This window comes from Planctobacterium sp. AWH2_060 (assembly GCF_056158425.1).
The window spans coordinates 1082890-1095887 of the sequence record NZ_JBSWTG010000001.1 but is presented as its reverse complement, the minus strand read 5'-3'; the positions used below and the strand labels follow the sequence as shown (position 1 = coordinate 1095887).

At 45.3% G+C, this 12998-nt stretch carries 11 protein-coding genes; 6 read left to right on the top strand and 5 right to left on the bottom strand.

Annotated features, from left to right (window positions below; all coding sequences use genetic code 11):
- Positions 1-4: 4 nt before the first annotated feature.
- Entirely contained in the window at positions 5-1231 is a 1227-nt protein-coding gene (gene moeA / locus ACXAD8_RS04790) for a molybdopterin molybdotransferase MoeA (RefSeq protein WP_475225557.1), read from the bottom strand.
- A 282-nt stretch (positions 1232-1513) separates the two neighbouring features.
- Here moeA and ACXAD8_RS04785 point away from each other — a divergent pair, with 282 nt between their 5' ends.
- A complete protein-coding gene (locus ACXAD8_RS04785; RefSeq protein WP_475225555.1) occupies positions 1514-2725 on the top strand; it encodes an alginate export family protein in 1212 nt (403 codons plus the stop codon).
- A gap of 55 nt (positions 2726-2780) precedes the next feature.
- Here the strand turns inward: ACXAD8_RS04785 and ACXAD8_RS04780 are convergent, their stop codons facing one another.
- From ACXAD8_RS04780 to ACXAD8_RS04765, 4 genes are read right to left on the bottom strand one after another with little or no spacing between them, the layout of a single operon-like run.
- Complete coding sequence (locus ACXAD8_RS04780; protein ID WP_475225553.1) at positions 2781-4526, bottom strand: sugar phosphorylase; 1746 nt, start codon at positions 4524-4526, stop codon at positions 2781-2783.
- Between the two features lie 11 nt (positions 4527-4537).
- Positions 4538-5758, bottom strand: coding sequence for a glycosyltransferase family protein (locus ACXAD8_RS04775; protein ID WP_475225550.1), 1221 nt, complete (start codon positions 5756-5758; stop codon positions 4538-4540).
- 6 nt (positions 5759-5764) lie between these two features.
- Positions 5765-6592 (bottom strand): HAD-IIB family hydrolase, encoded by an 828-nt coding sequence (locus ACXAD8_RS04770; RefSeq protein ID WP_475225548.1) that lies wholly within the window; start codon positions 6590-6592, stop codon positions 5765-5767.
- Positions 6593-6615: 23 nt separating this feature from the next.
- Positions 6616-7479 (bottom strand): kinase, encoded by an 864-nt coding sequence (locus tag ACXAD8_RS04765; protein WP_475225546.1) that lies wholly within the window; start codon positions 7477-7479, stop codon positions 6616-6618.
- Between the two features lie 437 nt (positions 7480-7916).
- Here ACXAD8_RS04765 and sufB point away from each other — a divergent pair, with 437 nt between their 5' ends.
- The 5 genes from sufB to ACXAD8_RS04740 are packed head-to-tail and all read left to right on the top strand — an operon-like array spanning position 7917 to position 12996.
- A complete protein-coding gene (gene sufB, locus ACXAD8_RS04760) occupies positions 7917-9353 on the top strand; it encodes a Fe-S cluster assembly protein SufB (RefSeq protein WP_475225543.1) in 1437 nt (478 codons plus the stop codon).
- Positions 9354-9383: 30 nt separating this feature from the next.
- A complete protein-coding gene (sufC, locus tag ACXAD8_RS04755) occupies positions 9384-10154 on the top strand; it encodes a Fe-S cluster assembly ATPase SufC (RefSeq protein ID WP_475225541.1) in 771 nt (256 codons plus the stop codon).
- Entirely contained in the window at positions 10151-11416 is a 1266-nt protein-coding gene (gene sufD, locus ACXAD8_RS04750; protein WP_475225539.1) for a Fe-S cluster assembly protein SufD, read from the top strand. The genes sufC and sufD overlap by 4 nt, the downstream gene beginning before the upstream one ends.
- The gene (locus ACXAD8_RS04745) at positions 11413-12630 is read left to right on the top strand and encodes an aminotransferase class V-fold PLP-dependent enzyme (RefSeq protein WP_475225536.1); all 1218 of its coding nucleotides are present in this window, start codon (positions 11413-11415) and stop codon (positions 12628-12630) included. Before sufD ends, ACXAD8_RS04745 begins: the two co-directional genes overlap by 4 nt.
- 9 nt (positions 12631-12639) lie before the next feature.
- On the top strand, positions 12640-12996 hold the full coding sequence (locus ACXAD8_RS04740; RefSeq protein ID WP_475225534.1) for a HesB/IscA family protein: 357 nt from the start codon (positions 12640-12642) through the stop codon (positions 12994-12996).
- The last annotated feature ends 2 nt before the right edge of the window (positions 12997-12998 follow it).

Here is a 12998-nt window from a genome sequence, read left to right as displayed (position 1 = left end):
TGTATCAATTTAATAAAGGGTCAAAGGGCAGTATGGTGACTTTACTGTTTTTACTTAATTCACTGCAATCGGCGTCAATCACCACAAAACAGTTGGCGTTGGTAAATGAATTCATGATTCCCGAGCCTTGTTTCTCACCTGGCATTACCCGCACATTGTTGTCCCCGTCCAGCCACATACGGGCCCGCAGAAATTCAGTTCTACCTGCTCTGCGCTTGAAGTCTTTATCCAGCAATCCGGTAATTTCAACGGGTTTGCTTGCGACTTCGCCAGAGAGTTTTTTCAGTGCTGGAATGACTAGTTGCAACAAGGTAACAAAGGATGATACCGGGTTTCCGGGTAATCCTGAAAACAGGGTATTCTCAATTGCGCCGAATGCATAAGGTTTACCGGGTTTAATGGCGATTTTCCAAAAAGCAATCACGCCCAGTTCTTCCATAACGGGCTTAACAAAGTCAGCATCTCCTACGGAAACTCCGCCTGAACTTATTACCCAGTCATTTTGTTGTGCCGCCCGTTTAAAGGCATCGCGAGTGCTATCTAACTGGTCTGGAATGATACCTAAGTCTGTCACTTCAGCACCCAATTTACGTAAAATAGCAATCAAGCCCACCCGGTTACTCTCGTAGATTTTTCCTGGATTTAATTGCTGGCCTGGTTCAACCAATTCATCACCGGTAGCCATTACCGCTACCTTAATTTTTCGAAATACTTCTACCCGTGCCATACCCACTGATGCCAACAAGGAGAGATGTTGCGGAGCCAGACGTGTACCTTTCGATAACATCACGCTGTTTATTTTTATGTCTTCTCCAGCTTTTCGAATATTTTCTCCAATCCTGATGGGATTTTTTAAACTTAATCCTTTACCTTCAACATGGGTGTCCTCCTGCATGATAACCGCACCAGTGCCTTCCGGAATAGGGGCTCCAGTCATGATTCGCACAGCTTCACCTTGTTCTAAGGTTTTTTCATAGCGCTGGCCAGCCATGACTTCGCCTACGATTTTAAAAACACAGTGATACTCGAGGTTCTTTACGGCGTAGCCATCCATTGCTGAATTGTCGTAGGGCGGAACGTTTACTGGGGAAATTACATCTTTAGCAATAATGCGGCCCAATGCTTGGGTCAAGGCAACGGATTCAGTTTCTTTTATCGGGGAAATAATTTCCAATTGCTTGTTTAAAGCCTGTTCAATGGGTAAGAGACCGGGAGAATTACAGCCAGACATGATAAGTGCGCCCTATATTTGAAAGTTAAACTCAGGAAGACAGTTCTACCAAACTGAGCCGCTCTTTATACCTGCCTTCCTGTGTAGGTGCAATAACACGAAGCTGTGATTAAGCAAAACAATGTGAAATGAGGAGTTGCTTATTTTCAGGATAAAACAATAATTTACAGAAATAAGTGAATTTTCGGGTAAAATACTTACTGAGTTAAGGGGGCAATAATTTCAGGTGTCACCTTATCGTACAGAATTACACTAAAACACACACATTTTTGGACACACTGTATGGGCACAACAACTAAAAGATTAGGGTTTTCCCTGTCAGCCATTGCCTTAGCTTTCAGCGCCGCACAGGTGCAGGCGGCCGACAATCTGGCTGAGGCGATAGAGCAAGGGCATACCACACTGGATTTTCGTCTACGCTATGAAACGGTGGATCAGGATAACGCATTACAGGACGCTGACGCGCTAACATTGCGTACCCGTTTAACGTATGAATCTGCGGCCAATAATGGCTTTTCCTTTGTTGTGGAAGCGGAGGATGTGCGCTCTGTACTGGGAATCGATGATTACAGTGTGCCGCCTACCGGTTTTAATCCCGGTGTTTATTCTGTAATTGCAGATCCCGACTCTACAGAGTTGGATCAGGCTTATGTTCAATATTCGAATGTAAAAACCACAGTGCGGGCAGGCAGACAGGTTATCGCTTTGGATAATCAACGTCATGTTGGTCATGTAGGTTGGCGTCAGGATCGGCAAACCTTTGATGCGTTGAGTGTGGTTCATCGCTACAACAAAGAGTTCACAACAAGATATTATTTTATCAACCAGCGCAATCGCATTTTTGCCGACGAGTTGGATGTGGACTCAGAAGATCACCTGATAAACATCAGCTACAAGAGCGATATCGGAACCTTTACCGGTTATGCCTATTTGCTGGAGATTGATAATAATACGGACAATAGCCTGGACACTTACGGCATTCGACTCGACGGTGATAAAAAACTGGATTCGATGAAGTTGTTCTATCAACTGGAGTTTGCCACTCAGGAAAATCAGGTACTTGGTAGTGAGGCTGATGCGAACTACTGGTTACTTGAGGCTGGATTGGGAATTCGCAAACACAAATTCACCCTGGGTCTGGAAAACATGGGGTCCGATGATGGCATTTATGGCTTTTCGACACCATTGGCAACATTACACAAATTTAACGGTTGGACCGACCAATTTTTGGCAACTCCTGCCAATGGTTTGCAGAGTCTTTATTTCAAGTTGCAAGGTAAATTGCTGGAGGGTAAATACCATCTAGCCTGGTATGATTTTTCAGCCGATGAAGATGCGCCTGGTTTATCGGATTACGGCAGCGAGCTGGAATTACAATATACTTATGACTTTAGCAAAAATTATACAGTTGGATTGAAGTACTCCACTTATTCTGCCGACGATTTAGGCGTCGACACAGATAAAGCCTGGGTTTGGCTGGACGCTAAGTTTTAAAATATGTGTCTAAATCAAGAGGCGGCTTATAAAGCCGCCTCTTGAGGAAATTACTTTAAATGTTCGACAACCACACCGTTTGATAAGGCTGTAGACTCACTTCTTCTGTGATGTCGGTAATTTCGGTGTCAGTGATTAAATCTCGCCAGTTATCCGTAACAGTCAGGTTTAATTCACTCAAGCGCAGTACTTGTGGTTGCTCGGTAATGTTACTGATGCAAAAAATGCTTTGCCTCCTATCCATACTCTGACGCCAAAATCCAAACAACTGTAACCCCAAGTGCAAAGTAAATTGTATTGCGTTGGGATGAAACGCTTTTTGTCGGGTTCTGATATCTATCAGGGCCTTCATGCGTTGTAAGACTTTGTGGTGATGATTGAACTTCGAGCCCAATTCCATCTTTAACATGTCGTAATTCCAACGCTTGCGGTTGATGGCCCGGTTGTGATGGGTATTCTTTAACTTTTCGTAATCATTGTTTGTGCCCAGCATACTGTGAATATAAATCCCTGGAATACCCTCCAGGCCAAGCATGATGGCATGAGCGCATATAAAACGTTCCAGGCCCCATTTATCCGGTCCAGCGGTGGTGCCTTGCAATGCATCAAACAAGGCGATATTCATTTCGTAAGCTTTTTGCTCACCATTTTCAGAGGTGCGCCAGGAAATTCGGCCACCGAACTGTTTCATAGTGTTGATCAATGTCGTCAGTTCATCTTCTGACAGCAATCCTTCGGCGGGTCTTAAACCAATGCCGTCGTGAGAGGCGATAAAATTGAAATAAGTGGTGCCATTTTGTGCAGGAGGCATACTCATCAACCAGCGTTTCAGGTACAAGCAGTTGCCGGTTATCAGGGTATTTACCAGCAGAGGTGGCAAGCTAAAATTGTAGATCGCATGAGCTTCATTGGCGTTGCCAAAGTAAGTGAGATTTTGGGTGTTGGGGATATTGGTTTCGGTGATTATTACGGCATCAGGTTGGCTGTGTTCAATCAGGGTTCGCAATAATCGGATCACTTCATGAGTTTGCATCAGGTTAATGCTGGGGGTACCGGCAATTTTCCATAAAAATGCCACTGCATCCATGCGAAAAATACGCACGCCTGAATCCAGGTACTGGCGAATAATCGAAACAAAGGCTAACAATACGTCCGGGTTGCGAAAATCAAAATCCACCTGGTCATGACTAAAGGTGCACCAGACATGTTGTAATCCTTTCGCCGTTTCTGTTTCCCGCAACAAGGGGGACGTTCTCGGCCGCACCACCTGCGAAAGATCATCATCAGGTGAAGCCGTAAAAAAGTAATCAGAACCCGGTCCTTCACCACGGATAAAGTTTTGAAACCAGGCGCTGCGGCTTGAGCAGTGATTGATGACTAAATCCGCCATCAGGCGTCGGTCTTTGGCAATCGCTTCAATATCTTGCCAGTCGCCTAGAGCCTCGTTGACACTGGAGTAATCAATGACAGCAAATCCATCATCAGAGCTATAGGGGAAAAAGGGCAATATATGGACGCTGTTGATGCTGTCTGCAAAATACTTGTCCATAAACTGACGCAAGGTTTTTAACGGGTGCTCATCATCCCGGACGATACTGTCACCATAGGTGATGAGCACGACATCCTGCTGATCCCAGTTGTTCTGAAAAACCCCTGGCTGTTTGATGTCTTTATCCAGGCGCATCAGTGCGATCAGTTCATCACTCAGTGTTTGGTACGAGCGATTCAGCGTTATGCCATCGTAGATGACTTCCAGTTGTTGCTGTAGTTTGTGTTTTAAGTTGTCTAACAGCTCTGACATAACAGGATCCTTTAACTATATTCGTTGAAGTCTAACTCTACCGCTTCCTTTATCTCTTCGAGAATATCTGGTACTGCGCTAACGACACGGTTCCAGGTGGGAATAAAGGGCGTTTCCATGGGATTTTCCAGAAAATGCTGACCTGCCGTCATGATGTTTTGCGCAAACATCTCCACAGCATTTTCTTCAGTGTGAATATCAAATTTTAGGCCATTCATAATGGCATCGTTGTTGAAAGTTTCCACAAAATCAAGGGCAATTCGATAATAGGTGGCTTTCAGCGAACGGAAGGTGCCGGCATCAAATTTTTCACCCTGAGTGGCCAGTTTTCTGAATAGTGCTTTGGCGATATCAATAGACATTTTAGACAGTCCCGCTTGTTGATTATCCAGCGACAAATCCTGATGTTTATGATCGTAAGTTTTAGCAATATCCACCTGGCAAATCCGGTTATGGGAATAATTGCGATGCATTTCCGACAGGGTGCCAATCTCCAATCCCCAATCACTGGGAATGCGTAAATCATTTAAGACATCGCGACGGAATGAGAATTCACCGGCTAATGGATAACGAAAACTGTCCATATATTCCAGATATTCATTGTGACCACAAACACGCTGTAGCGCTCGGATCAAAGGGGTAACCAACAAGCGCGAAACCCGACCGTTAATCTTGCCGTCAGCGACACGAGCGTAATAGCCTTTACTGAATTCGTAATTAAATCTGGGGTTGGCCACGGGATAAAGCAGACGTGCTAGTAATCCTCTGTCATAAGTGAGGATGTCACAATCGTGTAAACCGATAGATTCGGCTTTTTTGGTAGCCAGAATGTAACCCATGCAATACCAGACATTACGTCCCTTGCCCAATTCAGTGGGGGCTAATTCCAGGGCTTGTAATTTGGCATCAATCGCTTTCAGACGAGGGCCATCGTTCCACAAAACTCTGTGGTGTTGAGGTAGTTTTTTGAAGAAATCCAGGGCGTGGCGATATTGCGCTTCGTCAGCTCTGTCCAGGCCAATAACCACTTGTGATAAATAGTCTACCTTGCTGATATCTTCGATAATATTGGGTAGTGCCTCGCCTTCGAGTTCGGAAAACAAAGAAGGTAACAACAAGCCCATAGGACGAGCCTGGCTAAAAGTTTTTAGTTCAGCTTCGAGATCCTCTGCACTGCGGTCGGCCAGATTGTGTAGCGTCGTAATGACACCATTTTGGTAAAAGTCTGCCATGGGTATTTACTCCTGATTGAAGACGATTTTTTCGAGGCATTCGGACCAGCCATCTGGCCCACAGAGGGTACTTTTGTAAAGATGTTTTGATTTTTTTATTATTGGAAAAGGGTGGTGTGCCGATTTTATCTGCACAGCAATATCAGCAGCTTCCAGCATGGCGCTATCATTTTGGCTGTCGCCCAAAGCGATGCTGGTGAATTGTTGTTCTTCACATTCTTGCGAGAACATTTGAGTCAGCCATTGCTGAGCTTTGCCCTTATCTGTGTCGCCACAAATATGGGTAAAGCGGCCACCGGTTAATACTGTGGCGCCTGCGGCCTGCATGCTATGTAAAAACTCTCGTTTGGCGTATTCATCACCTGACCAATGAAGCGGCTCGCCGTATTGACGCTGCATGGCCATTTGTGCAGCTTCTGGTGTTAGTCCTGTCAGCGCCACAACCTCAGACACACTCATCTGCGAGAAGCCTTTAAACATACCGTAAAAGTGCTGTCCGTGTTGTTGAATTAATGTCAACCAATGCTGTCTTTCATGAGTAAATGACTTTATCCACATGTCATCTTTTTCAATGGTCTCAGGTGGTTGCCAGGGGAAAAAGTCTTTGGGGATTGCAACCGCAGCCCCATTTTCAAAAATAAAAGGGGTCTGCAATGCCGCAGCTTCTGTAAAGGCTTTGATTTCAGCAAAGGTTTTACTGCTGTTGGGGATCACAAAGTGACCAGCCGCTTTCAACTTGTTGAGCGTGTCAGACGCTGCCGCGAAGCTATAGTTGTCATGATCCAGCAAGGTGCCATCGAGATCAGTAAAAATGAGATAGGTAGCTACGGACATGCACTGTACTCCAAACTAAAATGTTATAAACCAATCGTGCCTTGAATGTTGCGCAGATTATCCAGTTCCAATACCACGTCACAGCTTTGCGGTAATGATCTCAAACACTCTTCGGTGAGGCGCTGATAGAATTGAATAAACTGCAAAACCTCAGCTTCATTCATCAGACGATTGTTATTTGTGCCCTTAATCGTAGCGGATAATTTTTGTTCCTGCTCCAGTCGCCATTGGAAGACGTTGTCAAAACCCGGCGCCTTTAACATCACCCAAAAATCCATCAGGGAATAGAGTGGTTGATAATGTTCGGTTATTTGCTGATTTACCCAGTTGCGCCAAATTCGGTTGGCATCTTGTTCTGCTTCCAGCGCGTTGACCGGGTAGCGCAGTTGCAACTGAGATTGTGGGCTGACACCCCAACACCAACCTTCCATGATAACCAGATCCACCGGGCCATTTATTTTTGGCCAGTCACTGCTGGGATAGGGGTTATCTGTTGCTTTATTAAATCTAGGTACAGGCACACTACCTGGCGCTTTTAAAGCAGTCAGTGTTTTTGCCATTAATTCGTTATCGTGTGTACCTGGGACGCCACGGGTTGCCAGCAGTGGTGAAATACGTTCTGCCAATTCACGTCTGGTTTTGCGGTCGTGATAAAAGTCATCGAGGGAAAGCACCGCGACTTTCATTCCATTAGCCGTAAACCATTCCCCTAAAAATGCACTCAGAGTGGATTTCCCAGAGCCCTGGCAACCGTTTATGGCTAAATAAAAAGTGCCATTGTGTAGCGTCTGAGCTTCTGCAATTTTTTCTGCCAGGGGCAAAAAGTACCGGGACACCGTCTCGGCAAAAGCGTTTGGCAATTGATGAGTTGCTAAAAAGTCATTCAAAAATGTGGCTTTGATAGCAAATACTCCTGATTTAAATAGGTTGTTGCATTGCGAATGGTTTCAACATCCATGCCATCGCATGGATGATCTGTTATTTAACTTTGAACCTATAAAACTTAGGGGCTAGGGGATAATGATAGTGGAAAATACACATTGTCGAGAAATCTTCGATGCACCAAAATGGTGAGCATTATCAAAGAACCCTAAGCTAATGGTGCAATTTTTTGCTACAGATTGGTGCGAAATACATAAGCGATATAAGGAATAAACAAAAGGTTGCGTTAAATCGCTAATCTGTTGCTGATGATTGGGGTGAAATACTTGAGTAAATTACTCAGGTAATTTACCATTGCCGCCATTAATAGGACAGATGCCTTGTTATTCTTCGGAGTGCGTTCGAAGAAGGTATTTTGGTCAGCAAAATTAAAGATGATGGTATGTCTGAACAAATAGAAGACGCGTTAAGAAAAGAGTATGAAGCGGGTTTCGTTTCGGCGATTGAGTCGGAAACATTTGCCCCTGGACTGGATGAAGACGTTATTCGTCGTATTTCAGCAATTAAAGGTGAACCTGAGTGGATGTTAGATTGGCGCCTTAAGGCCTTTAGAATCTGGCAGAAAATGGAAGAGCCTGAGTGGGCGCATTTACATTACCCAAAAATCGATTACCAGAATATTTCCTATTATTCTGCGCCTAAGAGTATGGCGGATAAGCCCAAGTCACTGGACGAAGTTGATCCAGAGCTGTTGGCTACCTACGAAAAACTGGGTATTCCACTACACGAGCAGGAAATGTTAGCAGGCGTCGCGGTTGATGCCGTATTCGATTCAGTGTCGGTCGTTACTACTTATCGTGAAAAGTTGGAAGAAGCCGGTGTTATCTTTTGCCCCATTTCAGAAGCGGTGCACAAATACCCTGAACTGGTGAAGAAATATCTGGGCCGCGTTGTACCACAACACGACAACTATTTTGCCGCGCTAAATTGCGCCGTTTTTACCGATGGCTCTTTTGTTTATATTCCCAAAGGCACACGCTGCCCGATGGAGCTATCCACTTATTTCAGAATTAACGAGCAAAATACAGGACAATTTGAGCGCACACTGATTGTTGCTGATGAAGGCAGTTATGTCAGTTATCTGGAAGGCTGTACAGCACCACAACGCGATGAGAATCAGTTGCATGCTGCTGTCGTTGAGTTGGTTGCATTAGATGACGCTGAAATCAAATATTCCACAGTACAGAACTGGTACCCAGGCGATGCAGAAGGCAAGGGCGGTATCTATAACTTCGTAACTAAACGCGGTATTTGCCACACTAACGCCAAAATCTCCTGGACACAGGTAGAAACCGGTTCTGCCATCACCTGGAAATATCCGAGTTGTATATTGAAGGGTGACAACAGTATCGGTGAATTTTATTCTGTGGCCTTGACTCGAGGCAAACAACAAGCCGACACGGGCACTAAGATGATTCACATCGGTGAAAACACTAAATCCACCATTATCTCAAAAGGCATTTCAGCAGCGCAGAGTAACAACAGTTACCGCGGTCTGGTGCAAATGCACAAGAGTGCCAAAAAAGCCCGAAACTTTACTCAGTGTGATTCCTTGCTGATTGGAGACCAATGTGGCGCTCACACTTTCCCTTATGTAGAAAGCAGTAACCCCAGCGCCATTGTGGAACACGAAGCCACCACATCGAAGGTTAGTGATGAGCAAATGTTTTTGTGTCAGCAACGTGGATTGGATGCCGAAAAAGCCGTATCTATGATCGTTAATGGCTTTTGTAAAGAGGTCTTTAAAGAGCTACCTATGGAGTTCGCAGTAGAGGCCGGTAAGTTATTAGAAATCAGTTTAGAAGGTTCGGTGGGTTAATCCTGACGAGGCAAGCAAGGTAAAGAATTAATGTTAAAGATCAGCAATTTAAAAGCAAAAGTTGAAGATAAAGAAATCCTGAAGGGCTTGAGTCTTGAGGTAAAGCCCGGCGAAGTGCATGCCATTATGGGCCCCAACGGCGCCGGTAAAAGTACTTTGGGTTATGTATTGACCGGCCGTGATGGTTATGAAGTAACCGGTGGTGAAGCAGCTTTAAACGGTGAAGATTTGCTGGAGCTGGAAATTGAAGAGCGCGCTCGCGCTGGATTGTTCCTGGCCTTCCAATATCCGGTGGAAATCCCCGGTGTCAGTAATCTGGAATTTATGAAAGCCGCGGTTGATGCCATTCGCGAAGAACGCGGTGAAGAAGCGCTGAGTTCTGCTGACTTCTTAAAAGCTGCCAAAGCAGCCTGTAAGCAGGTGAATCTGCCTCTGGATTTCCTGAAACGCGGCGTTAATGAAGGCTTTTCTGGCGGTGAGAAAAAGCGTAACGAAATCATGCAGATGCTGCTGTTGCAACCTAAGCTGTGCATCCTGGATGAGTCCGATTCTGGTCTGGATATTGATGCGTTAAAAGTGGTAGCTGAAGGGGTGAACAGTCAGCGTGATGAGCAGCGTAGTTTCATCGTTGTTACCCATTACCAGCGTTTGCTGGATTACATCAAGCCGGATTTTGTACACGTATTGTCGGACGGCAAGATAGTTAAAAGTGGCGATGCCTCTTTAGCTCACGAATTAGAAGCCGAAGGTTACGCCTGGTTGGAAACATATGACCGTCAAGCCGAAGAGGAAACGGCATGAGTGCATGGTTAGCCAACGCGATTGAAAAAAGTCATTCAGTCAATGACTGGCTAATGGCAAAACGCCAGGGCGCACTGGCGTTATTGCAAGAAAAGAGCTGGCCGGGTCGTAAAACTGAAGACTGGAAATATACTTCAGTGCGCGCCTTAGAAAAACGCACTATTAATGGCGCTGCCAATGCAGGTCAGGCTGATATTTCAGCAATCGCCGGTCTGGAAGCGATTGAACTACATTTCATCGATGGCCATTTTCAGGGGGGTAAACAATCCCTGCCTGAGGGACTGAGTATTGTTGAACTGGGCAAAGCTGATGCTGATGTTCAGGCCTGGGCCGTTGACGCTTTCTCAGCCTGTAAACCCAAAAAACATCTGTTTGGTTTAATTAATGACACCCTGGCGGATTCTGGTCTGGTGATTGACGTGGCGGCAGGTGCCGACATTAAGCAGCCAATGCGCATAGTCAATGAAATTACCCAAGACATCGATGTACAGCATCGGGTACTGGTTCGTTTAGGTGAGGGTGCGAAAGCTACCGTTATTGAACAAGCGGGCGGCACTCAGGAAAGTTATTTTTCAGGTTTTGCTGAGTACTTTTTGGCTGAAAAGGCGGAACTTGAACACTATCGCTTTTGTTTGCGAACGGGTAAAGCCCTCAGCATTGGCGGCAGTCATTTTGAATTGAAAAGCAACGCCCAGATCAATTCTACTCTGGTGGGATTTGGTTCTGAGTTGTCCCGACTTGACGTTGATGTCATGCATCGCGGTGAAGGTGCTCATGCTAAAATCAATGCGGTTTACCTGCTGGACTCTGGCGAAATTTTCGATTTGCATTCCTGTATTGAACACGAAATTGGTCACTGCACCACAGATGAAACGGTACGTGGCATTGTCGGTGATAAAGCAACCGCTACCTTTAACGGCCGTATTCATATTCACCGTGATGCGCAAAAGACCCTGGCTGAACTGAATAATAAAAACCTGCTGTTAACAGACAATGCGCAAATTAATACCAAGCCTGAGCTGGAAATATATGCAGATGATGTGCGCTGTGCCCATGGTGCAACTGTTGCAGAATTAGATAAATCTGCACTTTACTATCTCACCAGTCGCGGTGTCAGTAAATCTCAGGCGTTGGTGATGTTGAATTTTGGTTTCATCAATGCATTGGTTGATGAAATGCCCAATGCTGCCCTGGCAGAGTGGTTAAGACCACAACTGCAGGAGCGTTTTGCCAACATGAATCTGGAACCGTCTGAAGCATGAGTTTTAATCCCGCGGAAATTAAAAAACAATTTCCAATATTGCAGCGTCAAATAGACGGTAATCCACTGATTTATCTGGATAATGCTGCCACCACACAAAAGCCTCAGGCAGTGATTGATGCCTTGACTCATTACTATACTCACTGTAACAGTAATGTGCATCGCGGTGCTCACGCTTTGGCTGATGAAGCCACCAGACTCTATGAAGCTGCACGTGAAAAAGTGGCTACATTTATCAATGCCTACGATAAAAAGGAAGTGATCTGGACGGCGGGAACCACCGAAGCCATCAATATCGTCGCCAACGGTGCAAAACAGCTATTAAAAGCCGGAGATGAGGTGATTGTTACCGAAATGGAGCATCACGCCAATCTCGTGACCTGGCAGCAGGTTTGTAAGATTTCTGGTGCCAGTCTTAAGGTTGCGCCCATTTCTGACGATGGTGAGCTGGATATTGCTGCGTTTCAGAAGTTACTGAATAGTAATACTAAGTTGGTGGCCATTCCGCATATCAGTAATGCGCTTGGCACTATTAATCCATTGCATGAATTAATCCCAATGGCGAAGTCGGTGAATGCCTTGGTGATGATCGATGGAGCTCAGGGAATTGCCCATGGCGATGTCGATGTACAGGCTATGGGATGCGATTTCTACGCGTTTTCCGGTCACAAATTTTTTGCGCCAACCGGTATTGGGGTGTTGTGGGGCAAAGCAGAAATACTGTCGGACTGGCCTGTTTGGCAAACCGGTGGCGAAATGATTTCTGTGGTGACCTATGACAGCGCAACCTGGGGAGAGCTACCTAATCGACTTGAAGCTGGTACCCCTAATATTGCCGGTGCTGTGGGATTGGGGGCGGCCATTGACTGGTTTAATAGTCTTGATCTTGAAGCCGTAAAAGCCCATGAAAAGTTGTTAATGCAAAAAGCCGTGGAATTATCCGCCAGTGTTGATGGTCTTATTATCAAGGGTAATGCACGTGATAAAATTGGGGTGCTTAGCTTTATTATCGAAGGTACACACCCGGCAGATATCGGCTTTTTATTAGATAAACAAGGTATTGCCATCAGAACCGGTGATCATTGTGCTCAGCCACTTATGAATCGACTGGGCGTTCCGGGAACGGCACGGGCATCTTTTTCCATCTACAATACGGTAGAAGATGTGGAAGCACTGTTTAAAGCATTGCAAAAAGTCAAAATGATGTTGATGTAGAGAGTTGAGATGACGGTAAATACATTTGATCCAACGGCTGCGTTGGTAACCGTAACTGATTCGGCAAAAGCCCACTTTGCAAAAATGTTGGGTAATAATCAGGACAAGATGATTCGCCTCAGCACCAAGGTAAGCGGCTGTTCCGGCTATGCTTACGTATTGGATGCCGTTGACGCGAAAAAAGATAGCGATCTGGAAATAACCCTGGATAACGGATTATTACTGATAATTGCGGCAGATGCGGCTCCACTCGTACAGGACACTGAAATCGATTACGTCAAAGTGGGTATCAACGGTGAAATTCGCTTTAATAACCCAAATGTCGTCAGTGAGTGTGGCTGCGGCGAAAGCTTTAACGTAGGTTAATT

Coding starts and splice junctions, on each gene's coding strand:
- sufB (WP_475225543.1), top strand. CDS start 7,917: ATGTCTGAACAAATAGAAGACGCGTTAAGAAAAGAGTATGAAGCGGGT.
- ACXAD8_RS04740 (WP_475225534.1), top strand. CDS start 12,640: ATGACGGTAAATACATTTGATCCAACGGCTGCGTTGGTAACCGTAACT.
- ACXAD8_RS04775 (WP_475225550.1), bottom strand. CDS start 5,758: ATGGCAGACTTTTACCAAAATGGTGTCATTACGACGCTACACAATCTG.
- ACXAD8_RS04745 (WP_475225536.1), top strand. CDS start 11,413: ATGAGTTTTAATCCCGCGGAAATTAAAAAACAATTTCCAATATTGCAG.
- moeA (WP_475225557.1), bottom strand. CDS start 1,231: ATGTCTGGCTGTAATTCTCCCGGTCTCTTACCCATTGAACAGGCTTTA.
- ACXAD8_RS04780 (WP_475225553.1), bottom strand. CDS start 4,526: ATGTCAGAGCTGTTAGACAACTTAAAACACAAACTACAGCAACAACTG.
- sufD (WP_475225539.1), top strand. CDS start 10,151: ATGAGTGCATGGTTAGCCAACGCGATTGAAAAAAGTCATTCAGTCAAT.
- ACXAD8_RS04770 (WP_475225548.1), bottom strand. CDS start 6,592: ATGTCCGTAGCTACCTATCTCATTTTTACTGATCTCGATGGCACCTTG.
- sufC (WP_475225541.1), top strand. CDS start 9,384: ATGTTAAAGATCAGCAATTTAAAAGCAAAAGTTGAAGATAAAGAAATC.
- ACXAD8_RS04785 (WP_475225555.1), top strand. CDS start 1,514: ATGGGCACAACAACTAAAAGATTAGGGTTTTCCCTGTCAGCCATTGCC.